Source organism: Streptomyces sp. NPDC051320, assembly GCF_040682175.1.
Lineage (GTDB): Bacteria > Actinomycetota > Actinomycetes > Streptomycetales > Streptomycetaceae > Streptomyces.
Genome location: NZ_JBFBAL010000004.1, coordinates 112244 through 135416, shown reverse-complemented (window position 1 = coordinate 135416; position 23173 = coordinate 112244). Strand labels below are relative to the sequence as shown.

The 23173-nt window shown below is 70.0% G+C and carries 23 protein-coding genes and 1 pseudogene; 14 read left to right on the top strand and 10 right to left on the bottom strand.

The annotated features are described in order from the left end of the window. Window positions 1–155 precede the first annotated feature (155 nt). The 5 genes from AB0M87_RS10880 (at window position 156) to AB0M87_RS10860 (ending at window position 6961) form a co-directional block, all read left to right on the top strand. A complete protein-coding gene (locus AB0M87_RS10880) occupies window positions 156–1352 on the top strand; it encodes an amidohydrolase (RefSeq protein WP_365851949.1) in 1197 nt (398 codons plus the stop codon). A 141-nt stretch (window positions 1353–1493) separates the two neighbouring features. After that, window positions 1494–2552 (top strand): BMP family ABC transporter substrate-binding protein, encoded by a 1059-nt coding sequence (locus tag AB0M87_RS10875; RefSeq protein WP_365851621.1) that lies wholly within the window; start codon window positions 1494–1496, stop codon window positions 2550–2552. A gap of 361 nt (window positions 2553–2913) precedes the next feature. After that, a complete protein-coding gene (locus AB0M87_RS10870; RefSeq protein WP_365851948.1) occupies window positions 2914–4548 on the top strand; it encodes an ABC transporter ATP-binding protein in 1635 nt (544 codons plus the stop codon). After that, entirely contained in the window at window positions 4545–5678 is a 1134-nt protein-coding gene (locus tag AB0M87_RS10865) for an ABC transporter permease (protein ID WP_365851620.1), read from the top strand. Before AB0M87_RS10870 ends, AB0M87_RS10865 begins: the two co-directional genes overlap by 4 nt. Beyond that, window positions 5675–6961, top strand: coding sequence for an ABC transporter permease (locus tag AB0M87_RS10860; protein WP_365851619.1), 1287 nt, complete (start codon window positions 5675–5677; stop codon window positions 6959–6961). Before AB0M87_RS10865 ends, AB0M87_RS10860 begins: the two co-directional genes overlap by 4 nt. Window positions 6962–7009: 48 nt before the next feature. Here AB0M87_RS10860 and AB0M87_RS10855 read toward each other — a convergent pair. Next, window positions 7010–8090 (bottom strand): annotated as a pseudogene (locus tag AB0M87_RS10855) (transposase); the annotation flags it as partial. Window positions 8091–8119: 29 nt separating this feature from the next. Between AB0M87_RS10855 and AB0M87_RS10850 the strand changes: the two are divergent. The 4 genes from AB0M87_RS10850 (at window position 8120) to AB0M87_RS10835 (ending at window position 10679) form a co-directional block, all read left to right on the top strand. Then, window positions 8120–8278, top strand: coding sequence for an Arc family DNA-binding protein (locus tag AB0M87_RS10850; RefSeq protein ID WP_365851618.1), 159 nt, complete (start codon window positions 8120–8122; stop codon window positions 8276–8278). Between the two features lie 108 nt (window positions 8279–8386). After that, window positions 8387–8776: a cytidine deaminase gene (locus AB0M87_RS10845; protein WP_365851617.1), complete on the top strand. Its 390-nt coding sequence runs from the start codon at window positions 8387–8389 to the stop codon at window positions 8774–8776. Between the two features lie 131 nt (window positions 8777–8907). Continuing rightward, a complete protein-coding gene (locus AB0M87_RS10840; RefSeq protein WP_365851616.1) occupies window positions 8908–10185 on the top strand; it encodes a thymidine phosphorylase in 1278 nt (425 codons plus the stop codon). A 179-nt stretch (window positions 10186–10364) separates the two neighbouring features. After that, complete coding sequence (locus AB0M87_RS10835; RefSeq protein WP_365851615.1) at window positions 10365–10679, top strand: STAS domain-containing protein; 315 nt, start codon at window positions 10365–10367, stop codon at window positions 10677–10679. 18 nt (window positions 10680–10697) lie between these two features. Here AB0M87_RS10835 and AB0M87_RS10830 read toward each other — a convergent pair whose 3' ends face one another. Beyond that, window positions 10698–11675: a sigma-70 family RNA polymerase sigma factor gene (locus AB0M87_RS10830; protein ID WP_365851614.1), complete on the bottom strand. Its 978-nt coding sequence runs from the start codon at window positions 11673–11675 to the stop codon at window positions 10698–10700. 140 nt (window positions 11676–11815) lie between these two features. After that, window positions 11816–13102, bottom strand: a complete 1287-nt coding sequence (locus AB0M87_RS10825) for an MFS transporter (RefSeq protein ID WP_365851613.1) — start codon at window positions 13100–13102, stop codon at window positions 11816–11818. 63 nt (window positions 13103–13165) lie between these two features. On the opposite strand from AB0M87_RS10825, the gene AB0M87_RS10820 reads away from it, so the two are divergent. After that, window positions 13166–14128: a LysR family transcriptional regulator gene (locus AB0M87_RS10820; protein ID WP_365851612.1), complete on the top strand. Its 963-nt coding sequence runs from the start codon at window positions 13166–13168 to the stop codon at window positions 14126–14128. 20 nt (window positions 14129–14148) lie between these two features. On the opposite strand, the gene AB0M87_RS10815 is transcribed toward AB0M87_RS10820, so the two are convergent. Next, on the bottom strand, window positions 14149–14913 hold the full coding sequence (locus tag AB0M87_RS10815; RefSeq protein WP_365851611.1) for an alpha/beta hydrolase: 765 nt from the start codon (window positions 14911–14913) through the stop codon (window positions 14149–14151). 103 nt (window positions 14914–15016) lie between these two features. On the opposite strand from AB0M87_RS10815, the gene AB0M87_RS10810 reads away from it, so the two are divergent. Continuing rightward, entirely contained in the window at window positions 15017–16171 is a 1155-nt protein-coding gene (locus AB0M87_RS10810) for an adenosine deaminase (protein WP_365851610.1), read from the top strand. Between the two features lie 125 nt (window positions 16172–16296). Then, window positions 16297–16680 (top strand): hypothetical protein, encoded by a 384-nt coding sequence (locus AB0M87_RS10805; RefSeq protein WP_365851609.1) that lies wholly within the window; start codon window positions 16297–16299, stop codon window positions 16678–16680. Between the two features lie 95 nt (window positions 16681–16775). Here the strand turns inward: AB0M87_RS10805 and AB0M87_RS10800 are convergent, their stop codons facing one another. The 5 genes from AB0M87_RS10800 to afsQ1 all read right to left on the bottom strand — a co-directional run bounded on the left by AB0M87_RS10800 (window position 16776) and on the right by afsQ1 (window position 20503). Then, entirely contained in the window at window positions 16776–16982 is a 207-nt protein-coding gene (locus AB0M87_RS10800) for a PspC domain-containing protein (protein WP_365851608.1), read from the bottom strand. Between the two features lie 56 nt (window positions 16983–17038). After that, window positions 17039–17608, bottom strand: coding sequence for a VanZ family protein (locus tag AB0M87_RS10795; protein ID WP_365851607.1), 570 nt, complete (start codon window positions 17606–17608; stop codon window positions 17039–17041). A gap of 116 nt (window positions 17609–17724) precedes the next feature. Continuing rightward, complete coding sequence (locus AB0M87_RS10790; protein WP_365851606.1) at window positions 17725–18336, bottom strand: hypothetical protein; 612 nt, start codon at window positions 18334–18336, stop codon at window positions 17725–17727. After that, on the bottom strand, window positions 18333–19829 hold the full coding sequence (locus AB0M87_RS10785; RefSeq protein WP_365851605.1) for an ATP-binding protein: 1497 nt from the start codon (window positions 19827–19829) through the stop codon (window positions 18333–18335). Before AB0M87_RS10785 ends, AB0M87_RS10790 begins: the two co-directional genes overlap by 4 nt. Further along, window positions 19826–20503 (bottom strand): two-component system response regulator AfsQ1, encoded by a 678-nt coding sequence (gene afsQ1, locus AB0M87_RS10780; protein WP_365851604.1) that lies wholly within the window; start codon window positions 20501–20503, stop codon window positions 19826–19828. Before afsQ1 ends, AB0M87_RS10785 begins: the two co-directional genes overlap by 4 nt. A 236-nt stretch (window positions 20504–20739) precedes the next feature. On the opposite strand from afsQ1, the gene AB0M87_RS10775 reads away from it, so the two are divergent. After that, entirely contained in the window at window positions 20740–21504 is a 765-nt protein-coding gene (locus AB0M87_RS10775) for a SigE family RNA polymerase sigma factor (RefSeq protein WP_365851603.1), read from the top strand. Between the two features lie 173 nt (window positions 21505–21677). On the opposite strand, the gene AB0M87_RS10770 is transcribed toward AB0M87_RS10775, so the two are convergent. After that, window positions 21678–22355 (bottom strand): ATP-binding protein, encoded by a 678-nt coding sequence (locus AB0M87_RS10770; RefSeq protein WP_365851602.1) that lies wholly within the window; start codon window positions 22353–22355, stop codon window positions 21678–21680. A gap of 110 nt (window positions 22356–22465) precedes the next feature. Here AB0M87_RS10770 and AB0M87_RS10765 point away from each other — a divergent pair, with 110 nt between their 5' ends. Continuing rightward, the gene (locus tag AB0M87_RS10765; RefSeq protein WP_365851601.1) at window positions 22466–22846 is read left to right on the top strand and encodes a hypothetical protein; all 381 of its coding nucleotides are present in this window, start codon (window positions 22466–22468) and stop codon (window positions 22844–22846) included. Window positions 22847–23173 lie beyond the last annotated feature (327 nt).

The window sequence follows — 23173 nt, the reverse complement described above, 5'->3', positions numbered from 1 at the left end:
GAGATTCTTTCGCCTATGCGGCTGAAATTCCCGGATGGACCGGTGGTTGAGCCGTGAAGGGGCCTAACCTTGAACAGGTGAACCACTTGACCCCCCGCGAGTCCGATGTTCATCAGTCCACCGACCGTGGCGCAGGCGGCGACGCCGGCGACGAGGTGCTGCCCGGGGTGCTCCCGGCGGAGTTGCGTGATGAGCTGATCGCCCTTCGGCGGGATCTGCACCGGCATCCCGAGCTCGGGAACCAGGAGTTCCGGACCACCGCGGCGATCAAGGCGCGGCTCGAGCAGGCCGGGCTCGCGCCGCGGGTGCTCGACACGGGGACCGGGCTGCTGTGCGACATCGGCATGCCGGAGGGCGGCGGGGGAGCAAGCAGGCCCATTCTCGCGCTGCGGGCCGACATCGACGCCCTGCCCATCCCGGACACCAAGATCGGGTGCGCCTACCGGTCCACCGTGCCGGACATGGCGCACGCCTGCGGGCACGACGTCCATACGGTGGCGGTGCTCGGCGCCGGGCTGGTACTGGCCGAACTGCACCGGGCCGGGCAGCTGCCGTTTCCGGTGCGGCTGATCTTCCAGCCCGCCGAGGAGGTGCTGCCGGGCGGTGCGCTCGACGCCATCGAGTCCGGGGCGCTCGACGGGGTCGGGCAGATCATCGCGGTGCACTGTGATCCCAAGGTCGATGCCGGGCGGATCGGGCTGCGGACCGGGCCCATCACCTCCGCCTGCGACCGTGTGGAGATCACCCTGGACGGACCCGGCGGGCACACCGCGCGCCCGCATCTGACCACGGACCTGGTCACCGCCGTCGCGAAGGTCGCCGTCGACGTGCCGGCGCTGCTGGCCCGGCGGGTGGACGCCCGGTCGGGGCTCGTCGTCACCTGGGGGCGTATCGACTCCGGTCACGCCTGCAATGTCATCCCGCAGCACGCGGAGCTCTCCGGGACCGTGCGGTGTCTGGATCTCGACGCCTGGCGGGCCGCACCCGACCTGGTGCATGCGGCGATCGACGAGGTGGCCGAAATGCAGCGGGCCAAGACGGTGGTCAACTACGTTCGCGGGGTGCCCCCGGTCGTCAACGACGGAGACGTGGCCGAGCTGGTGCGCGACGCGATGGCCGCCCGCCGCGGCTTGCACGCGATCGAGGACACCGCGCAGAGCCTGGGCGGCGAGGACTTCTCCTGGTACCTGGAGCGGGTGCCGGGGGCGATGGTCAGACTCGGGGTGCGTACGCCGGGCGACGGCGTCGGAGGGGACTTGCACCGGGGTGATTTCGACGCCGACGAGTCCGCGATCGAGGTCGCCGTCGAGCTCTTCACCGCCGCTGCGTTGCTCGCCGGACACCGGCTGTAGCCGGACACGTCAGGCCCCGTTCGCGTCGATCCGATAACAGGTTCCGAACGGGCCTTTACCTGACATCTACGCGCGTTACGATCCTGGCGAAAACCAGCGCCGGAAGAGGCGCTTCCAGGTTTGGTTTGAAGGGACCTCCTCTTGCGCCGGGTAACCAAGATCGCTGCGTCTGGCATAGCCACCGCGGCCCTCGCTCTCTCCGTTTCCGCCTGCGGCAGCACGTCGACCCAGAAGGAGTCCGACTCCGCCTCGTCCTCCTCCTCGTCCAAGGGTGTCAAGGTCGGCGTCGCGTACGACGTCGGCGGCCGTGGCGACCACTCCTTCAACGACTCCGCCGCGCGCGGTATCGACAAGGCCAAGTCCGAGTTCGGTGGTGACGTCAAGGAGCTGACCGCCAAGACGTCGGACACCGAGGCCGACCGCGAGCAGCGGCTCACCGACCTGGCCGACGCGGGTTACAACCCGATCGTCGGGATCGGCTACTCCTACGCGCCGTCGATGAAGAAGGTCGCCGCCAAGTACCCGAAGGTCACTTTCGGCCTCGTGGACTCCGTGGTCGACGCGAAGAACATCGACAACATCGTCTTCACGGAGGAGCAGAGCTCCTACCTCGCGGGTGTCACCGCGGCGCTGAAGACCAAGACGAAGCACGTCGGCTTCATCGGCGGCGTGGACATCCCGCTGATCAAGAAGTTCGAGGCGGGTTACGTCCAGGGCGTCCAGGACACCAACAAGAGCATCAAGATCGACCGGCAGTACCTGAGCCACGGCTCGGACACCTCCGGCTTCGCCAGCCCCGACAAGGGGAAGCAGGCCGCACAGGGCATGCTCGACAAGGGCGCTGACGTGGTCTTCTCTGCGGCCGGCTCGTCCGGTAACGGCGCGATCGAGGCCGTCCACGGCAAGAAGGGCGCCTGGGCGATCGGCGTCGACTCGGACCAGTACAACATTCCGTCGCTGGCGCAGTACAAGTCCTCGATCCTGACCTCGGTCGTCAAGAACGTCGACATCGGCGTCTACGACCTGGTCAAGTCGGTCCACGACGGCAAGCCCGTCACCGGCACCAACACCTACTCTCTCGCCAAGGGCGGCGTCTCGCTGTCCACCAGCGGGGGGTTCATCGACGACATCAAGCCGCAGCTCGACGCGGCGAAGAAGAAGATCGCCGACGGCACCGTCAAGGTCAAGACCACTCCCTGACCCGCCGTCTCCCATGGGCCCGGAGAGGGTTGCCATCCCTCCCCGGGCCCCTGACGACCTGGCGCGCGGTAGGCGTCGGGCCTGCGGCGCCGGCTACGGCACCTCGCCGCGTTGGCGAAACGCCCAAACAGCTCCGCTATGAGGGCGCGCCGCCGCCTTGCGATGCACCGCATCCGACACCGCAGGCTGATCCGACGCCTACCGCGCACCAGGTCGTAACAATGTGTCAACTCTACGCGTGTAGCGTTCAGTTGGCGCGTTAGCGTCACCGCACCCCCGACTCCGCCGGGGCCCGCCGCCCCATCGCTCCTTCTCCCGAGGAGAGTGCGTCATCAACGCGTCCAGCCCGCCCGCCGTCGAACTGCGCGGCATCACCAAACGATTCCCCGGTGTCGTCGCCAACCGCGATATCGACATCACCGTCCGCAAGGGCACCGTGCACGCGCTCTGCGGTGAGAACGGTGCCGGCAAGTCGACCCTGATGAAGATCCTCTACGGCATGCAGAAGCCGGACGAGGGCACCATCACCGTCGACGGCAAGCAGGCCTCCTTCGCCACGCCCGCCGACGCCATCGCGCTCGGCATCGGCATGGTGCACCAGCACTTCATGCTCGCCGACAACCTCACCGTCCTCGAGAACGTCGTGCTCGGCGGCGAGAAGCTCCACGGCATCGGTGGCAAGGCCCGCGCCAGGATCAAGGAGATCTCCGACGCGTACGGGCTGAACGTCCGCCCGGACGTCCTCGTCGAGGATCTGGGGGTCGCGGACCGCCAGCGGGTGGAGATCCTCAAGGTGCTCTACCGCGGCGCCCGCACCCTCATCCTCGACGAGCCGACCGCGGTGCTGGTCCCGCAGGAGGTGGACTCGCTCTTCGACAACCTCCGCGAGCTGAAGTCCGAGGGCCTGACCGTCATCTTCATCTCCCACAAACTGGGCGAGGTGCTGTCGGTCGCCGACGAGATCACCGTGATCCGCCGCGGCACCACCGTGGGCACCGTCGACCCGGCGTCCACCACCACCAAGCAGCTGGCCGAGCTGATGGTCGGCAGCGAGCTGCCCTCGCCGGAGACCCGCGAGTCGACGGTCACCGGCACCCCGATGCTCACCCTCGACGACCTCACGCTGACCGCGGCCGACGCCGACGGCTTCGTGCGCGAGGTGCTGTCCGGCGTCTCCTTCACCATCCACCAGGGCGAAGTCCTGGGCATCGCGGGTGTGGAGGGCAACGGCCAGGCGGAGCTCGTCGAAGCGATCATGGGGATGCGCGAACCGGACGGCGGCGTCATCACCCTCGGCACCACGGACATCTCGCACACCCCCACCCGCAAACGGCGCGAGAGCGGCGTCGGATACATCCCCGAGGACCGGCACCGCCATGGCCTGCTGCTCGAGGCCCCGCTCTGGGAGAACCGCATCCTCGGCCATGTCACCGAGGCGCCCAACTCCCGGCGCGGACTGATCGACGCCAAGGCGGCGCGCGCCGACACCGAGCGGATCATCGCCGAGTACGACGTCCGTACGCCGGGGATCGACGTCACCGCGGCCTCGCTCTCCGGCGGTAACCAGCAGAAGCTGATCGTCGGCCGGGAGATGAGCCACCGCCCCAGGCTGCTGATCGCCGCACACCCCACCCGGGGCGTGGACGTCGGCGCGCAGGCGCAGATCTGGGACCAGATCAAGGAGGCCCGGCGTGAGGGCCTCGCCGTCCTGCTGATCTCCGCCGACCTGGACGAGCTGATCGGCCTGTCCGACACCCTGCGGGTGATGTACCGCGGCCGGCTGGTCGCGGACGCGGACCCCGCCACGATCACCCCCGAGGAGCTCGGCTCCGCGATGACCGGCGCCGCCGGCGGACACCTGGACCACGGCGAGAAGCCCGTGCCCGACGGGACGGCCGCTCCGAAGACTCCGGACGCCCCGAAGACACCGGGGATCCCGGAGTCCCGGAAGACCCCGGACACCACCGGCGGCGAAGCTGGGGGAGAGGACCGATGAAGAAGTACACCTCGCGCATCGACCGGGAGCGGCTGGTCCTGGCGATCGCCGCCCCGCTGCTCGCGATCGTGGCGGCCCTGGTCGTCACCGCGCTGGTCATCCTGGCCACCGGCAAGGACCCGTTCGCCGCGTTCAGCGACATGATCAGCTTCGGCTCGGCCAGCGACAGCCAGATCTACATCCTCAACAAGGCGACGACCTACTACCTCGCCGGCATCGCGGTGGCCATCGGCTTCCGGATGAACCTCTTCAACATCGGCGTCGACGGCCAGTACCGCATGGCTGCCTTCTTCGCCGCGGTCGTCGGCGGTGCGCTGACACTGCCCGGCGCCGTCCAGATCCCGCTGATGATCGTCACCGCCATGCTGGTCGGTGCGATGTGGTCGGGTATCGCGGGTGTGCTGAAGGTGACGCGGGGCGTCAGCGAGGTGATCTCGACGATCATGCTCAACTCGATCGCCACCGCGGTCATCGCCTATCTGATGCAGCCGGGCCGGCTCGGCCAGCTCGACGACTCCGGCACCCTGGTCTCCACCAAGCCGCTCCCCAAGTCCTCCTGGTTCTTCTCCATCGACACCGGCCCGGCCGGCGTGCTGTGGGGCTTCATCGTCATCGCGGCGCTGGCCGGTGTCGCGTACTGGTTCGTGCTGGGTCGCACGCGCTTCGGTTTCGACCTCCGCGCGGTCGGCCAGTCCGAGTCCGCGGCGTCCGCGAGCGGTGTCAGCGTCAAGAAGATGGTCGCCACCAGCATGATCATCTCTGGCGCCATGGCCGGTCTGATCGGCATGCCGACGCTGCTCAACGACAGCCACATGTACAGCAACGACTTCCCGCTGGGTGTCGGCTTCACCGGGATCGCGATCGCCCTGCTCGGCCGCAACCATCCGGTCGGCATCGCGCTCGGCGCGCTGCTCTGGGGCTTCCTGGAGCGCACCACCAACCACCTTGAGTTCATGGGCTACGACAAGGAGATCCTCGGCGTGATCCAGGGCGTCATCGTCCTGTGCGTCGTGATCGCCTACGAGGTCGTGCGTCGATACGGGCTCAAGCGCCAGCAGCAGAAGGTCGGCGCCGAAATCGCCGCGCAGGCCGCCTCGATCAAGCAGGACCAGCAGGAGGTGACGGCATGACCGCGACCATGACGAAGACCCCGCCTCCGGCGGCTCCCAAGGCGGCGAACGCCACACCCGGCCGCAAGCTCAGCCTCTCGAAGATCCTGCTGATCATCGCGGGCGCGCTGATCCTGGTCTCGCTGGTCCGCATCATCACCGGCGCCGACCAGCTCACCTCGGAGGGTCAGATCAGCGCCTCGCTGGGCCTGGCCGTGCCGATCGGACTCGCGGGCCTCGGCGGTCTGTGGTCCGAGCGGGCCGGTGTGGTCAACATCGGCCTCGAAGGCATGATGATCCTCGGCACCTTCGGGGCCGGCTGGATCGGCTGGCAGACCAGCCCCTGGCTGGGACTACTGGCCGGCATCACCTTCGGCATGCTCGGTGGCCTGATCCACGGCATCGTCACCATCACCTTCGGCGTCGACCACATCGTCTCCGGCGTCGCGGTCAACCTGCTAGCGCTGGGCGCCACGCAGTACCTCGCCAAGATCTTCTTCAACCACGGCGACGCCATCGCCGCGGGCGGCAACCCCAAGCAGTCCCCGCCGGTCGACTCGCTGCCCACCGTCACCATCCCGGGGCTCTCGGACGGGTTGTCGTCGATCGAGAAGCACCACTGGTTCTTCGTCTCCGACCTGGCCGGCATCCTCGGCGGTCTGGTCACCGATGTGTCGGTGCTGACGATCCTGGCCGTGCTGCTCTTCGTCGGCACCTGGTGGGTGCTGTGGAAGACCGCGTTCGGCCTGCGACTGCGCTCCAGCGGCGAAAACCCGATCGCTGCGGAGTCGCTGGGCGTCAACGTCTACCGGTACAAGTACGCGGCCGTCGCCATCTCCGGCGGTATGGCCGGACTCGGCGGCGCTTTCCTGGCGATGGTCCCCACGCACATCTACCTGGAGAACCAGACCGGCGGCCGCGGTTACATCGGCCTCGCCGCGATGATCTTCGGTAACTGGCGGCCCGGCGGCCTCGCCATGGGCGCCGGCTTGTTCGGCTTCTCCGATGCGCTGCAGCTGCGCAACGGCGGCGAGACCGTGCATGCGCTGCTGCTGCTCATCGTGGTGCTGCTCGTGCTGCTGGCGGTGTGGAAGCTCTACCGCAAGGCGGTCGTGCAGGGCACGATCAGCGCGGTCATGGCCGTGGTCGTCCTGGTCTGGTACCTGTTGACCGACGATGTCCCGTCCGACTTCGTGGGCGCCACGCCGTACGTGGTGACCCTGCTGGTGCTCTCGCTGTCCGCGCAGCGGCTGCGGATGCCGAAAGCGGACGGTATGCGCTACCGAAAGGGCCAGGGCAAGTGAATGCTCCCCTCCCTGAAGGGGGAGGGGATTTCTGGCTCGGGCTGCCTCGCGGACCGGCGGTCCGGGAGGTCTTATGCCTTCGACACCAGCCGGGGCCAGACCAGCCCGGACGAGCATCACGCGGGCGGAGTTCTTGTCCCGGGAGGACACCGCTCCGCAGGCGGTGCAGGTGTAGATACGTTCCGAAAGAGGAAGTGCGTGCTTGGTTCTCGCTCCGCACGACGCGCAGTCCATGGTGGTCCTGGCCAGGAACTTCGGACGGAAGTCCTCGACGGCCAGAGCATCGTGGTCGCTCACGATCTTCTTCGCCCACTTACGGGCGGTGTCCCGCCGCTGGCGGGACACCTTCTTGTGGACCTTCGCGGTTTGCTTCTGCGCCCGCCGGTAGCCCTGGGAGGCGGCCTGTCCGCGTACTGGTTTGCGGCGGGCCATCTTCCGCTGATAGTGGGCCAGGCGTTGCGCGGCTTTCTTTCCGTGTTCGGCGTGTGGGAGGTCGTGCGAGTCCGAGGTGGTGGTCGCGGTTTCTTTCACGCCCCAGTCAATGCCGATCACGGCACCCGTCTCCGGGAGGGGCTGGGCTTCGGCGGTGACGACGAACGAGGCGTACCAGTGGCCCACGGAGTCCTGGTACACGCGCACACTGGACGGCTCGGCGGGCAGGTGGCGGGACCACACCAGGGTCAGCGCGATGTTTCCGGCGAGGTGCAGACGGCCATCCTTGAGGCGGAACCCGCGCTTCGTGTAGTTCAGCGTGGGCACTGCTTCACGCTTCTTTTTCAGCCTGGGCATCCCGGCCCGGCGCCGCACGGGCAGGCGGTCCTTGATGTCTTTCAGGGCCTTGGCGCGGGACTTGCCGAAGTCCCGGATGGTCTGTTGCTGCGGCACCGAGCTGCCCCTCACGCAGCCACGTCGTCGCGGTACGGGCCTCGGTCAGCATCTTGTCGAGGCGGGCCGGGCCGCACTTCTCGTTCTCGGCATGGGCCTTCTTCGAGCGTGCCACGCACTCGTTCCAGATCCACCGGCATCGCGCCCACTCGGCCTCGAGTCCGGCGAGTGCGGTGGACGACACGCGAAGGCGGTAGGTGTATCGGGCATGCCCGGCCTGCTCCGCCACTTCAAGTGTCGTCATGGTGTCATCTTAGCACTACAGTGGGAGTCATGGATCATGAATCACGCATCACGCTTCGCTTGCCCGCCGACCTCCACTCGTGGCTGGTCGCCGAAGCGAAGTCCGCTCACCGGTCACTCAACTCCGAGATCGTCCACCGGCTTGAGAGCGAGCGCGCCGACGCTGCGGCAGGCGGCGAATCGCTCTAACGCTGATTCGCCTTTCCCTGCCCCGCTCCGCAGAAGTCCGATTCTCCCCCTCGGGAGGGAGATGCCCTCGCGCCGGCCTGAAGGCCGGGGCATCCTCGGAGGGGCCCGGTGACCGATGTCGACTGGGACGCTCTGCGGGAGGCCGCTCGGGCTGCGATGGCCCGGGCCTATGCGCCGTACTCGCGGTATCCGGTCGGGGCGGCGGCCCTGGTGGACGACGGTCGTACGGTGGTCGGCTGCAACGTCGAGAACGCCTCGTACGGTCTGGGCCTGTGCGCCGAGTGCGGGCTCGTCTCGCAGCTGCAGGCCACCGGCGGCGGCCGGCTGACGCACTTCACCTGTGTGGACGGCGAGGGCGCGGTCCTGGTGCCGTGCGGTCGCTGCCGCCAGCTGCTGTACGAATTCGGTGGGCCCGAGCTGCTGCTCGAAACGCCTGGCGGTGTGCTGCCGCTGTCCGAGATGCTGCCGCAGGCGTTCGGCCCGCAGCATCTCGGCTGACCGCGCCGAGGCTGACGTCGCCGAGGGTGACGGCCTTCCCGCATGCGCGGGCAGGCCGTCACCCCACGTTTTCTCTATGCGCGTAGAGTCGCGCGATACGATTTTTTTGCCGGAAGGCCGGAAGGAAAGCCATGGACGTCATCTCCGTCATCCGCACCAAGCGGGACCGCGGCGAGCTGAGCCCCGAGCAGATCGACTGGGTGATCGACGCCTACACCCGCGGCGAGGTCGCCGACGAGCAGATGTCCGCGCTGGCCATGGCGATTCTGCTGAACGGCATGAACCGCGCCGAGATCGCCCGCTGGACCGCCGCGATGATCAACTCCGGTGAGCGGATGGACTTTTCGACGCTCTCCCGACCGACCGCCGACAAGCACTCCACCGGCGGTGTCGGCGACAAGATCACCCTGCCGCTCGCCCCGCTGGTCGCCGCCTGCGGCGCCGCCGTGCCGCAGCTGTCGGGCCGCGGCCTGGGCCACACCGGCGGCACCCTGGACAAGCTGGAGTCCGTTCCCGGGTGGCGGGCGCTGCTCTCCAACGCCGAGATGCTGGACGTACTGGACTCGGTCGGCGCGGTCATCTGCGCGGCGGGCGACGGCCTGGCGCCGGCCGACAAGAAGCTGTACGCGCTGCGCGACGTCACCGGCACCGTGGAGGCCATCCCGCTGATCGCCTCCTCGATCATGTCCAAGAAGATCGCCGAGGGCACCGGTTCGCTGGTGCTGGACGTCAAGGTCGGTTCCGGCGCCTTCATGAAGAACCTGGCCGACGCCCGCGAACTGGCCTCGACCATGGTCGGCCTCGGCACCGACCACGGTGTGCGTACGGTCGCACTGCTCACCGACATGGCCACCCCGCTGGGCCGGACCGCGGGCAACGCCCTCGAGGTGCGGGAATCCGTCGAGGTCCTCGCGGGTGGCGGCCCGTCCGACGTCGTCGAGCTCACCCTGGCGCTGGCCCGGGAGATGCTGGACGCGGCGGGGCTGCCGGACGCCGACCCGGCCAAGGCGCTCGCCGACGGTTCGGCGATGGACCACTGGCGCCGGATGATCTCCGCCCAGGGCGGCGACCCGGACGCGGCCCTACCGGTCGCCCGCGAGCAGCACGTGGTCACCGCCGGTTCGAGCGGCGTGCTGACCCGCCTCGACGCGTACGACGTCGGGGTGGCCGCCTGGCGTCTCGGCGCGGGCCGGGCGCGAAAGGACGACCCGGTGCAGGCCGGGGCGGGCGTCGAGCTGCACGCCAAGCCGGGGGACCGGGTGACGGCGGGGCAGCCGCTGCTCACCCTGCACACGGACACCCCGGAGAAGTTCGGTTACGCCCTGGAATCGCTCTCCGCCGCGTACGAGATCGCCCCCGCCGGCACCGCGTTCACGGCGAGCCCGATCGTCCTGGAACGCATCGCCTGACCGGGGATCCGACCCATGACGCCGTGACGAGCCGCACCCGCACGGCAGTTGAGTCGGTCCAGCAGCACGGCGCCCCGGTGGGGCTCATCCGGCCGGCCCCGGCGCGGTGTCCGTGGCCGGAACGGTGGTCCGGGCCCGGTGCGCGGTGCGCAGGCCCGCGGCCGGCCGTGCTCGCAGCGATGAGTTCCGTTCGCCGCGCCGGTCTTCCCCTTGTGGATGTCACCGGGCCGATCGCCCTTGTCGTGGCCGGGCCGGTCGGCCGGGCGGATGTACCGCGCCTGTGCGCGGAGCTGCGAGCGCTGCTCACCAGCACGGGGGCATCCGTGGTGGACTGCGACGTCGGAGCGTTGACCTGCCCCGACCTGGCCGCGGTCGAAGCCGTCGTCCGGCTCCGGCTCACCGCCCGCCGGCACGGCAGCCGCGTCCGTTTGCGCAATGCCGCTCCCGCGCTCGTCGCACTGCTGGAGCTGGTCGGGCTCGCCGACGTGTCGTAGGGAGGCGGACGCCGCCGCTCACGCCTCCAGGCGGGTGGGCAGGCCGAACAGCGGGAACCAGCGCTCGGTGTCCAGGAAGGACGTGATCCCGGCGACCGCGCCGTCGGTGATCTCGATGACCATGAGCGCCCAGGGATCGAAGCCCTTGCCCGATTCGCTCGGGTGGTAGTGCGCGAAGGCCGGCGTGCCGTTGGCCACCACGGGCACCAGGCGCGAGCCACGGCAGACCGAGCCGACGCCCAGCATCCAGCCGACGATGTCCTCGTGTCCGCGCAGCCACAGGTCGTAGGGCGGCATGGAGAGAGTGGCGTCCTCATGCAGCAGCGCGGTCAGCGCCTGCATGTCGTACCCCTCGAAGGCCGCCACATAGCGGGCGAGCAGCTTCTGCTGCTCCTCGTCCAGCGGCTCGGCGGCGTCGGTCGTCGCGGGCGGGGATTCGGCGAGCGTCGCACGGGCTCTCTGCAGCGCGCTGTTGACCGACGCGACGGTGGTTTCGAGCAGCTCCGCCACTTCGCTCGCCTTCCAGGCGAGCACCTCGCGCAGGATCAGCACGGCCCGCTGCTTGGGCGGCAGATGCTGCAACGCGGCCACGAAGGCCAGCCGGATCGTCTCCCGCTCCACCGCGGTCTCCGACGGGTCACTTGCCGAGGGGAGCACCCGGCCGTCCGGCACCGGCTCCAGCCAGGTCACCTCGGGGCGGGAGTTGAGCGCGGCCTGAGCGACCGGGGTGGCGGCGGTGAGGTCCATCGGGCGGGCGCGCTTGCTGCCGGCCTTGAGCATGTCCAGGCAGACGTTGGTCGCGATGCGGTACAGCCACGAACGCAGCGAGGAACGCCCCTCGAACCGGTCGAAGCCCCGCCAGGCGCGGACCATCGTGTCCTGCACGGCGTCTTCCGCTTCGAAGGCCGAACCGAGCATCCGGTAGCAGTATCCGGTCAGCTCCGTCCGGTGCTCTTCCAGACGGACGTCGAGGTCGGTTGTGGCGAGGTCGCTCATAGGGTGCCCCCTGCTTGAATCCCAATCGCACCAGCGATTGAAAAGCTACAGGGGACCACTGACAATCGCCCCCGGAACGGTCGTTGACCGACCGGGCCCGGGCGGGGCGGGTACCGTCGGTGCGGCCGGCTCGGCGCCGCTCAGCGCACCGCGGTAGTCATCCGGCGGGCGGCCCGGGCGCTGTGCGACCCGTGCACGGTGACCGCCACGACACCGAGCACCGCGAGCAGCCCCAGCGCGACCGTGCCCGCCCAGCCCCCGGCATGGAAGGCGACCGCGCCGAGCGCACCACCGGCGCTGCTGCCCAGGTAGTACGCCGACTGGTAGAGCGCCGAAGCCTGGGCCCGGCCGGTCTTCGCGGTGTGGCTCACGGCCGACGAGGCGACCGCGTGCCCGGCGAAGAAGCCCGCCGTGATCAGGACGAGCCCGAGCAGTACGACGGGCAGCAGGTCGGCCAGCGAGAGCAGCAGGCCCACCGCGGTCGTCGACCCGGCGAGATAGAGCGCACCGCGCCTGCCGAGCCGGTCGACCAGCCGTCCGGCGGCCGCTGAGGAGACCGTACCGACGAGATAGACCAGGAACACCGAACCGGCCAGGCCCTGGGCCAGATCGAACGGCGCGCCGACCAACCGGTAGCCGATCACCGTGTACACGGCACCGAACACCGTCATGAAGAGCGCGCCGATGGCGAACAGCCGGCGCAGCAGCGGGTCGCCGAGGTGGGCGCCGACCGTACGGCCCAGGGCGCGGGGGTTGAGGGAGACCGGGGTGAAGTTGCGGGCCGCCGGGAGCAGCAGCCGGAAGCCGACCGCGCAGACCGCCGCGACCAGGCCGATCGTGCCGAGCGCGGCCCGCCAGCCCCAGGCCTGCGCCGCCCAGCCGGCCAGGATGCGCCCGCTCATCCCGCCGATGGAGTTGCCCGCGACGAACAGACCGATCGCCGCCACCAGCGCCTTCGGCCGCACCTCCTCGGCGAGAAACGCCATCGCCGATGCGGGCAGCCCGGCGAGAGCCGCGCCCTGTACGGCGCGCAGCGCGATCAGCCAGCCCAGGTTCGGTGCGAACGGAACCAACAGTCCGATGACCACGGCGACCGTCAGCGAGGCCGTCATCATCGTCCGACGTCCGAACCGCTCGGACAGCGCGCTGAGCGGCAGTACGAAGAGAGCGAGTCCGCCGGTCGCGGCGGAGACCGTCCAACTGGCCTGGCTCGCCGTGACACCGAAGTCGGAGGTGATCGCGGGCAGCAGCGCCTGCGTGGAGTACAACAGGGCGAAGGTGGCCACACCGGCGGCGAAGAGCGCGAAGCTCATCCGCCGGTAGCCGGGGCGCCCCGGCATGAGCTGCTGTGGTGCAGAGGACTCGGACGGGGCGGACTCGGACGGGGCGCTCGACGTGCTGAGCGCCTCGGTACTCGCGGAAGGCATACGGCGAACGTAGGTCGGCCGGCTCTCATGCGTCCAATGCACGGACTGGCCATAATCGTTCCCATGGTGCATGACGACAGCTCACAGCCCCGGATGTCACCCGGTAGTCACGACGAAGACATCCGCCTCCTGCTCGCGCCTCGCCTCGCCTCCTTCGAGGCGGTGGCCCGCCACGAGCACGTCACCCGGGCCGCGCACGAGTTGTCGGTGCCCCAGTCCACCCTTTCGCGGGCCATGGTCAGGCTCGAGGCGGACCTGGGGGTGGCATTGTTCGCCCGCAAGGGCCGCACCGTCTCACTGACTCCGGCCGGCCGGACTTTCCTCACCACCGTCGAGCGGGCTCTCGCCGAGGTGGAGCGGGCCGCGGACTCGGTACGGGCGGACGCGGACCCCACGGCGGGCCGGGTCTCCTTCGGCTTTCTGCACACCATGGGCTCGGAGACGGTGCCCGCACTGATCCGCGCCTTCCGGGCAGACCATCCGAAGGTGCGCTTCCAGCTGGTGCAGAACTACGGCGAGGCGATGCTCAAGGGGCTGCGGGCGGGGGAACTCGACCTCTGCCTCACCTCACCGGTCCCCGAAGCGCCGGATCTGGTCGCCCGCCGTCTCGACGAGCAGCGGCTGCGGCTGGTGGTGCCGGACGAGCACCGGCTGGCCGGACGCAAGCGGATCCGTCTGGTCGAGGCGGCCGACGAGGCCTTCGTCACGCTGGAGCCCGGATACGGCCTGCGGCGTATCACCGACGACCTGTGCGCCGAGGCCGGCTTCACCCCGCGGGTCGCCTTCGAGGGCGAGGAGGCGGAGACACTGCGGGGCCTGGTCGCCGCAGGCCTGGGGGTGGCGCTGCTGCCCCCGCCGGCGGTGCCCAGGCCCGGGGTGGTGGAACTGTCGGTCACCGCGCCGCGGGCCGTGCGCGAGATCGGGGTGGCCTGGCTGGACGGCCACCCGGACACGCCTCCGGTCGCCGCCTTCAAGGAGTTCCTGCTGTCACGAAGAGGAAGACTGCTGCCCACCTTCAGTCCCTGAGGCTCCGTCGAGGTCTGCGGCTACCGCTCGAGCGACCGCCCGAATCCCGCTGCCAACGGCATCCGCAGCCCCAGCGGCGGCGGAGCCGCGAGCGCATCGACCACCGGCCGCGAGAACCGCCGGGAGAACAGCGTCCCGCACACGAAATCCGACGCGAGCGCCATCACCTCGGCCCGGTGCTGGCGCAGTGCGTGGCCGTCCGAGTGCACCTCGAAACGGCAGGTGGTGCGGTTGATCTTCTTGGCGCGTTCGGCCAGGCGCAGGGAGAGCTCCGGGTCCGCACGCCGGTCCGTCGTGCCGTGCACGATCAGCACCTGCCGCCCCACCAACTGCTTCACCGGCTCGGGTGCCGGGGCCCGGTCGTCCTCCGGCAGCCACGGAGCGATCGCCAGGACCGAGGCGACCGCCGGGTGACCCGCCGCGTGCAGGGCCGCGCGGCCGCCCATGCCGCGCCCGGCCAGGCAGACCGGCACGTCCCCGTAACGCCGTACGGCTTCGTCCACGCACCGGTTCGCGTCCTCGGCGAGATGCGCGTCGGTGCCGTTCCAGCCGTGAAAGCGGTACCGGACGACATGGGCCGCCAGACCGTCGTCGCGGCCCGCCCGGGCCAGCCGTCGGGCCAGCGGGCGGAGGGAGGCGTACGGAAGAGGGGACGGGCGGCGCTTGGAGAGCGGGGCGCCGTCGGGGAGCAGCAGCACCACGCCACCGACCGCTGACCGGGCGCCGTCCGCCCCGACTACCGGTCCCAGCCGGGCTTCCGGCAGGCCGGGTGCTTGCAGTGCCATAACGGAACAGTCTCAGAAGCGGAGGTGTACTCCACCCTCCAAGACGGTCACTGTTACATATCGGCGGGGACTGTTCTACGCGCGTAGGGGCTAAAGTGCACAGATGACGAGCCAGACCGGGCAATCGCCCACCACCGACCAGATCAGCCGCGCACCGAAGGTGCTGCTGCACGACCACCTCGACGGCGGCCTGCGCCCCGGCACCATCATCGAACTCGCCCGCGCCGTCGGGTACGAGTCGCTTCCCGAGACCGAGACCGACAAGCTCGGCATCTGGTTCAGGGAAGCGGCGGACTCCGGTTCTCTGGAGCGTTATCTGGAGACGTTCGCGCACACCTGCGCCGTCATGCAGACCCGCGAGGCCCTGGTGCGGGTCGCTGCCGAGTGCGCCGAGGACCTCGCCGAGGACGGCGTGGTGTACGCCGAGATCCGCTACGCGCCCGAGCAGCACCTGGACGGCGGGCTGAGCCTCGAAGAGGTCGTCGAGGCGGTCAACGAGGGCTTCCGCAAGGGCGAGCGGATCGCCCGCGAGAACGGCAGGCGGATCCGGGTCGGGGCGCTGCTCACCGCCATGCGGCACGCCGCCCGCGCCCTGGAGATCGCCGAGCTCGCGAACCGTTACCGCGATTCGGGCGTCGTCGGCTTCGACATCGCGGGCGCCGAGGCGGGCTACCCGCCCACCAGGCACCTCGACGCGTTCGAGTACCTGAAGCGGGAGAACAACCACTTCACCATCCACGCCGGCGAGGCCTTCGGCCTGCCGTCGATCTGGCAGGCGCTCCAGTGGTGCGGCGCCGACCGGCTCGGCCACGGCGTGCGCATCATCGACGACATAGAGGTCGCCGACGACGGCACGGTGAAGCTCGGGCGGCTCGCCGCCTATGTCCGCGACAAGCGCATCCCGCTGGAGCTCTGCCCGACGTCGAACCTGCAGACCGGCGCCGCAGCCTCGTACGCCGAGCACCCGATCGGGCTGCTGCGGAAGCTGCATTTCCGGGCGACGGTGAACACCGACAACCGGCTGATGTCCGGTACCACCATGAGTCGCGAATTCGAGTCCCTGATCGATGCGTTCGACTACACGCTCGACGACATGCAGTGGTTCACCGTCAATGCGATGAAGTCGGCGTTCATTCCTTTCGATGAACGGCTGGCCATGATCAATGACGTCATCAAGCCGGGTTACGCCGAACTCAAGGCGGAATGGCTGTTCCGTCAGACCGCTGTGACCAGTGGTTCCAGGGGTTCGACGAGCTGACTGGCGCCGACGGAAAACGGCCGGGCGCCGGTGGTTACGGGCACTTACGGGTGTTTGCGGGACGTGCTGACGGATGGCTACCTTGCGTAACCGCTCAAATTCCCCGTCACAAGGACGTTTTCCTCATGAAGCAGTCTGCTGCCAAGACCCTCGGTGTCGCCGTCGTCGGTGCCGCTTTCGCCGCAGTCGCCGCCGGTTCCGCCTCCGCGGCCACCGTTCCGGCGGCCACGCCGAACGTGGCCGGAGCCCTGGACTCCGTCGCCGAGGCACTCCCGATGCAGGTCGGCCCCGCTCAGATGCCGCTCGGGGCCGCCAAGTCGGTGGACGCCGGTCGGACCGCCCTCGGCAGCGAAACCACAAGCCTGCCGAACGCCCTCGCCGCCACCCTGTCGAAGGGGCTGCCCCTCAACGGCGGGGTCAACCCCGGCGGCCTCCTCGGCGGCCTGCCCAGCGGCTCGCTGTCCGGCAACTCACTGCCGGGCGATGCGCTGTCCGGCGTCAGCGCCTGACGCCGGGGCGCCGGCCGGCGCAGCAGTGAACCGCGGCGGGGCGCACACCCGTCCCCACGGGTGTGCGCCCCGCCGCGGTCATCGGCGGGCCCGGGCTACCAGGCGGTCGACGCCGGCCTCGGGGACTCGGACGGCAGCAGGATCCACAGCGCCAGATAGAGCAGGAACTGCGGCCCCGGCAGCAGGCACGAGACCACGAAGATCACCCGCATGGTGGTGGCGGACGTGCCGAAGCGCCGTGCCAGCGCTGCGCACACTCCGCCGAGGACACGGCCGTCACGGGGGCGGACAAGTGCGGACATGAGGGGCTCCTTCGCGAAGCTTTGGGAGCTGCTCCGTCGCGCTCCCGGTACTTCCACTATGACGCGGAGCGTTGGTACAGAGCGTCGCTCCGCGGGGCGATCCCGACCCTGGGAATCATCGGGGTCGGCCCCTGAGCAGGCTCCTCCTGCGGTGGGAGCGCGCGGCGTGGACGCGGCGCCTGGCTGCCGCGCAGCCGGGACCGTACGGCGGGCACCACCGCGACGTGCGCCAGGGCCACCCCGACGGTGTTCAGCAGCAGCGAGTCCACATCGACGACCTGGCCGGGCACACCCGTCTGCAGCAGCTCGATGGCCAGCGAGATCAGGGCGCCCGCCGCGACCGTACGGGCCAGCGAGGCCCACGGAGAGACGTACAGCCGGGCGCCCGCGAGCGGCAGCAGCACGCCCAGCGGCGCGAGCAGCAGCAGGCCCTCGCCGATGCGGCGGGTGGCTTGCAGGGCGCCGAGGGCCAGGTCCGCTCTGAGGCCGGCGAACGGGGTGAAATTCGATGCGGTCACCCACATCACGTCAAGGGGTCGCAGCGTCAGCCAGCCGACGACCAGCAGATGCGCGGCGAGGAGGACGACCCCCGCGACGCGGACACGGATGACGGCGCGGCCGCCCATTCCTTGACGCACGCCTTCCAAGACGCGGCCACCATCAGGATCGGTTCCGCCGACTCTGTCACGGTGACGTCCCTGTCATCGGCCACCGGCCCGTGCGTCGGCTACCGGCCCGTGCGTCAGCCCCCGGGCCGTACGTTGCCCAGGTTCGGACCGGAGCCCGGCCGGGTCTTGAGCTCCTGGGTGCAGAAGTAGGCCCGCGGCGGGTCCTGCCCGGGGCCGCCGAGTACCACCGAGCCGTCGGTCTCCGCCGCCGCGCTCTCCGCGTAGGTGCAGACGATCTGGGCGAGGGCGTTGGCCGGCAGGTCCTCCGGCGCGACGCTCAGCCGCAGCGCTCCGGCCGGGTCGCGCTTGTGCCCGGCGCTCACCGCGATCGGATCCCGTACGTCGGTGGTGAAGCCGGCGTTCTTCTCGGCGGCGGTCGGCGGTTCGCGCAGTTCGTCGAGGAGCTTCTCGGCGACCCGTACACCGTCGGAGAGCGTCCGGCCCTCGGCGATCTGCACCGTACGGTCCACGGAGACCAGGCGGCTCCCGCAGACCAGATAGACCCGGACCGGGATGCCCTCGAGCGCCTGCGCGGTGACGTTCTCCGTGGGCAGGTCACAGGCCACCCGGGACGGTGCGGCCCCCGCGTCCACCGGCACCGAGGTGTCCCGGATCCCGCATCCGGTCGCCGCGGCGAAGAGCGCCGCCACCCCGATGAGCGCCGCCACCGCTCTGCCCGCCCTCATGCGCGGTCGCCTTCCTGGTCGTCGGCCGGGTCCGCCGGGTCGCGGGGCAGCCGCAGGGTGAACACCGCACCGCCGCCCGCCGCGTTGGCCGCGGTGATGTCCCCGCCATGGATGTGCGCGTTCTCCATCGCGATGGAGAGACCGAGGCCGCTGCCGTCCGAACGCGGCCGGGAAGCGCTCGCCTTGTAGAAACGGTCGAAGACGTGCGGGAGCACCTCCTCGGGGATGCCGGGGCCGTGGTCCTGCACCTCGATGACCAGCTCGTCGCCCTCGATCCGCACCGCCACCCGCACCGGGGAACCGCCGTGCTTCAGCGCGTTGCCGATCAGATTCGCCAGGATCACGTCGAGACGCCGCGGGTCGAGGCGCACCATGATGCCGCGGTCGGCGTCGAGTTCCACCGCGTCGAGCCAGGCACGGGCGTCGATGCAGGCGGTGATCTGGTCGGCGATGTCCACATGGTCGAGGACCAGCCTGGCGGTGCCCGCGTCGAAGCGGGTGACCTCCATCAGGTTCTCCACCAGGGTGTTGAGCCTGCGGGTCTCGCTGACCACCAGCTGCACGGCGGGCGCGATCATCGGGTCGAGGTTCTCGGACTCCTCCTCGAGGACCTCCGAGACGGCGGTGATCGCGGTCAGCGGGGTCCGCAGCTCATGCGACATGTCGGCGACGAAACGGCGGCTCGCCTCCTCCCGCGCGCTCATGTGGCTGACCTTCTCCTCCAGCGCCTCGGCGGTCCTGTTGAAGGTCCGGGAAAGATCGGCGAGTTCGTCGGTGCCGGAGACCCTGAGCCGGGTGTCGAGCTTGCCCTCGCCGAGCCGCCTGGCCGCGTCCCCGAGCCGCTGTACGGGCCGGAGCACGGTGGTGGCCGCCGCCTGGGCGAGCAGCGCGGAGCCGATCAGCGCCAGTGCGGTGGCGATCGCCAGTGACCAGGCGAGGGAGTTGAGGTCCTCCCGCTCCTGGGCGAGCGAGGTGAGCATGTAACCGGTGGGTCCGCCGCCGATGATCCGGGTGCCGCCGACCAGATACGGCTTGCCGTGCAGGGTGATCCGCTGCCAGAACAAGTGGTACGCGTACGCGTTGCTATCGCCGACGTCCTGCTTCTTGCCCACCGCGTCCTGGAGCCGTTTCGGCACGTCGGACAGGGTGAAACCGTCCAGGTTCGAATAGCCGACGACCGGTTTGCCCTTCGCCCGTTCGCCGACCAGCAGCACGCTGTATCCCGGGTTGCTGCTGTGCGCCATCTGCACGGCGGCGGTCTGCAGTTCGTTCTGCGACGGCTGCAGCGGCAGCGAGGCGGCCCGGTTCTGCATCTCCTGCCGGAAGTCCTTCAGCGCGGAGTCCTGCGTGCGGGTCAGCACCGCCTCACGGTTGAGCCAGTAAGCGATGCCCGACGCCGAGACCGCCGCGGTGAGCGCCACCAGCGCGAAGACGACGACGAGCCGCAGCCGCAGACTGGTCCATCGCAGCCTGCGGAGGAACGTACGACTCACTGAGGGGTGTCCAGCCGGTAGCCGACGCCACGGACCGTACGGATCAGGGTCGGCGAGGACGGCACGTCCTCGACCTTCGCCCGCAGCCGCTGAACGCAGGCGTCCACCAGCCGGGAGTCGCCGAGATAGTCGTGCTCCCACACCAGCCGGAGCAGTTGCTGGCGGGACAGCGCCTGCCCGGGCCTGCGGCTCAGCTCGAGGAGCAGCCGCAGTTCGGTCGGCGTGAGCTGAAGGTCCTCACCGTCCTTGGTCACGGTCATCGCGGAACGGTCGATGACCAGACTGCCGAAGGCCGCCGAGTCGGTGGACTCGCGCTCCCCGCGGCGGAGCACCGCACGGATCCGGGCATCGAGCACCCGGCCCTGGACCGGCTTCACCACGTAGTCGTCGGCGCCGGACTCCAGGCCGACCACCACATCGATGTCATCGCTGCGCGCGGTCAACAGGATGATCGGCAGCTGGTCGGTGCGTCTGATCCGCCGGCAGACCTCGAAACCGTCGATCCCGGGCAGCATCACATCCAGCACGATCAGATCGGGCCGCTGTTCGCGCAGCAGCTTCAGACCGTCCTCGCCGGTGGCGGCCGTGGCCACACGGTGCCCCTGGCGTGACAGAGACAGCTCAAGAGCCGTACGGATGGCGTCGTCGTCCTCGATCAGCAACAGGAAGGGCACGGGGGCCATTCTGGCCTATGGGGGCAGCGGAGTTCGACCTCTGGAGCGCTCTGATCGCTTCCGCCCTCCTGCAATCTCCCCTCGTACCACGTTTCCCCGTGGCAACCCACGGACCCGCGGCCGAGCACAACCTCCCCTTGTAACGCGGCTGTGACAGTCGGCAGACACCGTCATGAAACTGCCAGGGCAATCTCTTCATCACAGGCCGAGCACGACTCCACGACGGGGGGCGCGAGATGAACACACTGCACAGCACCAACTCCAGCGCAGTAATCACGCGTCTGCACGACGTCGTGCAGACGCGCAACGCCGAGAAGTCCGGTGCCGTAAGCAGGCGGGGGTGTGCTCGCGGCACCGGGCGTCAGTCCACGGCGTACATGACCGTGGTCGACGCACCGCTGGAACGGGCACCGCTGGAACAGGCACCGGCGGAGCCCGCGGCGGCGTACCGGGAGGACACGGGGGAGCGGCAGTCCCTGTCGGAGGCGGAGTTCACCGCCTACGTACAGGAACGCCGCGCCTCCCTGTACGCCACCGCGTACCACCTGACCGGTGACCGCTTCGAGGCCGAGGATCTGCTGCAGAGCGCGCTCTTCTCCACCTACCGCGCCTGGGACCGGATCAGCGACAAGGCGGCGGTCGGCGGTTATCTGCGCCGCACCATGACCAATCTGCACATCAGCGCCTGGCGCCGGCGCAAGATCAACGAGTATCCGACCGAGCAGCTCCCGGAGACGGCGGGCGACACGGACGCGATGCGTGGAACCGAACTGCGCGCGGTGCTCTGGCAGGCCCTGGCCCGGCTGCCCGAACCGCAGCGCACCATGCTGGTACTGCGCTACTACGAGGGCCGCACGGACCCGGAGATCGCGGACATTCTCGGTATAAGTGTCGGCACGGTGAAGTCGACCATCTGGCGCTGCCTGCGCCGGATGCGGGACGACGAAGCGCTCAGCTTCGGCCGTGACGAGGAGGAGTCCTTCGGCGAGTTGGTCGCCTGAGGATCGGGGTACGGGGGCCGCCGTCTCGGGGGATACGGCGGATGTACCGAGGGGGTAACGGGGTACGGGGGAGTCGGGGCCGGACGGACCGGGGGGGTCCGTCCGGCCCCTTCCGTCTGCGCTTCGGGTTCCGCCCGCGCCGTGGTCGCCCGCGCTCCGCTCGCCCGCGCCGATCAGGATGACCGGAGCCCGGTGCGGATCCCGGGTTCGGCCACGGCGGCCGCGGCAAGGCGGGTCAACGCATCCTCCTTGGCGCACGGGTAGGCGCCCAGCGCCGAATGCCGGGCCACGATCGCCCGCTCGGCGCGCATCAGCCGCCATCCCCGTCGCAGCAGGAACGGTACCGACTTCCGCCCCTCGCGCAGATCGCGCAGCAGCCGCCGCCGGAACGTCGTGGACGGCCGGCCGCGCAGGCACAGGGCGTCCGCCAGCAGGTCAAGTTCCGCGCAGCGCCGCACGATGTCCGCCGCGAATATCCCCTCGGCTATGAAGACCGGCGGCCGGCCGATGTCCAGAGTTTCGGCCGACACGCGGGTGCTGGTGGCGATGGAGTACACCGGTACGTCGGTGCGGCCGGTACGGCACAGCTCCTCGATCGCCGCGACCGCGGCGTCCGCGTCCCAGGATCGTGGTGAGTCCCAGTCGATGTCGGCGCTCTCCGGGACCTGCGGCAACGTGGGGTCACCGGCCTCCTTGTAGAAGTCGTCGAGGCGCAGCACGGGAAGCCCCGAACGCGCGGCGAGGGACGACTTTCCGGAACCGGAAGGGCCCGCGAGCAGGACGACACGGGTCGGCAGCGACTGGGAAGGACTCACGGGAGTCCATTCTCCGTCATTCAGCGGGCCGCGCATCCCCCCGGGAGGGTGCTTCCGGGTGCGCTTATTGGAGTGAGCAGGGCCACTCAACTACGCTGTGCGTTCGCACGATTACGCAAACGATCATCCAGCGAGTCAGGAACCTCATGGCAACACATGCTTCCCCCAGGCCCCGGCGGAACACCCTGCTGCGCGTCGGGCTCACCGTTTCGGTGGCCGGCGCGGCGCTCGGGATGGGCGGTGCGGCGGCCCAGGCCGCGGCGCCCCCCGTACCTGCGGCGGGCGTTCCCACCGCCGCGCTGGGTGACCTCGGATCGTCGCCGGTGCAGAAGCTGACCGAGGCGGTCACCGACTCGACCGCGCCGGCGACGCAGCTTCAGCTCGACCCGCTGGCCAACACCGGCGTCGACCCGCTGGACAACGCGGTGGGCACCCAGATCGCGGACTTCAAGCCGGTCTCCACCGCGCAGGTCACTTCCCCGGTGACCAAGGGCGCCAGCCTGAAGGACCTGCTGGCCGGCGGCTGAGCCGGTACACGGCGCCAGGAGCCGTGCCTTCCCCGGACGGGGAGGGCACGACCCCTGGTGTGCCGGGCCGCGTTCAGTCTGCCGGACCTTCAGGGTGTCCGGCAGAGATGGGTGACCATGATGCGGATCACGTCGACTTCGATGATGTACAGCTCGGTAGTCGCGGTACGTGCTTGCGCGCAGTGCGCGACCAGACATGCCGAGCATCCTGACACGGGCTGTGCCGTCGCAGCTCCGTCTTTCCGATGCGAGCTTTCCGATGCGACCTTTCCGATGCGAGAGCCGTGCCCTCCCCGGACGGAGACAGGGCACGGCTCTCGTGGGTGC

What these genes read in the sequence shown, in the direction of transcription:
- AB0M87_RS10795 (WP_365851607.1), bottom strand. Translation starts at nt 17,608, where the DNA reads ATGGGCGGCCGCGCCGTCATCCGTGTCCGCGTCGCGGGGGTCGTCCTC.
- AB0M87_RS10815 (WP_365851611.1), bottom strand. Translation starts at nt 14,913, where the DNA reads ATGGCACTGCAAGCACCCGGCCTGCCGGAAGCCCGGCTGGGACCGGTA.
- AB0M87_RS10770 (WP_365851602.1), bottom strand. Translation starts at nt 22,355, where the DNA reads ATGCGCGGCCCGCTGAATGACGGAGAATGGACTCCCGTGAGTCCTTCC.
- AB0M87_RS10805 (WP_365851609.1), top strand. Translation starts at nt 16,297, where the DNA reads ATGAAGCAGTCTGCTGCCAAGACCCTCGGTGTCGCCGTCGTCGGTGCC.
- AB0M87_RS10850 (WP_365851618.1), top strand. Translation starts at nt 8,120, where the DNA reads ATGGATCATGAATCACGCATCACGCTTCGCTTGCCCGCCGACCTCCAC.
- AB0M87_RS10825 (WP_365851613.1), bottom strand. Translation starts at nt 13,102, where the DNA reads ATGCCTTCCGCGAGTACCGAGGCGCTCAGCACGTCGAGCGCCCCGTCC.
- AB0M87_RS10835 (WP_365851615.1), top strand. Translation starts at nt 10,365, where the DNA reads ATGAGTTCCGTTCGCCGCGCCGGTCTTCCCCTTGTGGATGTCACCGGG.
- AB0M87_RS10830 (WP_365851614.1), bottom strand. Translation starts at nt 11,675, where the DNA reads ATGAGCGACCTCGCCACAACCGACCTCGACGTCCGTCTGGAAGAGCAC.
- AB0M87_RS10790 (WP_365851606.1), bottom strand. Translation starts at nt 18,336, where the DNA reads ATGAGGGCGGGCAGAGCGGTGGCGGCGCTCATCGGGGTGGCGGCGCTC.
- AB0M87_RS10820 (WP_365851612.1), top strand. Translation starts at nt 13,166, where the DNA reads ATGGTGCATGACGACAGCTCACAGCCCCGGATGTCACCCGGTAGTCAC.
- AB0M87_RS10810 (WP_365851610.1), top strand. Translation starts at nt 15,017, where the DNA reads ATGACGAGCCAGACCGGGCAATCGCCCACCACCGACCAGATCAGCCGC.
- AB0M87_RS10860 (WP_365851619.1), top strand. Translation starts at nt 5,675, where the DNA reads ATGACCGCGACCATGACGAAGACCCCGCCTCCGGCGGCTCCCAAGGCG.
- AB0M87_RS10765 (WP_365851601.1), top strand. Translation starts at nt 22,466, where the DNA reads ATGGCAACACATGCTTCCCCCAGGCCCCGGCGGAACACCCTGCTGCGC.
- AB0M87_RS10865 (WP_365851620.1), top strand. Translation starts at nt 4,545, where the DNA reads ATGAAGAAGTACACCTCGCGCATCGACCGGGAGCGGCTGGTCCTGGCG.
- AB0M87_RS10800 (WP_365851608.1), bottom strand. Translation starts at nt 16,982, where the DNA reads ATGTCCGCACTTGTCCGCCCCCGTGACGGCCGTGTCCTCGGCGGAGTG.
- AB0M87_RS10840 (WP_365851616.1), top strand. Translation starts at nt 8,908, where the DNA reads ATGGACGTCATCTCCGTCATCCGCACCAAGCGGGACCGCGGCGAGCTG.
- AB0M87_RS10775 (WP_365851603.1), top strand. Translation starts at nt 20,740, where the DNA reads ATGAACACACTGCACAGCACCAACTCCAGCGCAGTAATCACGCGTCTG.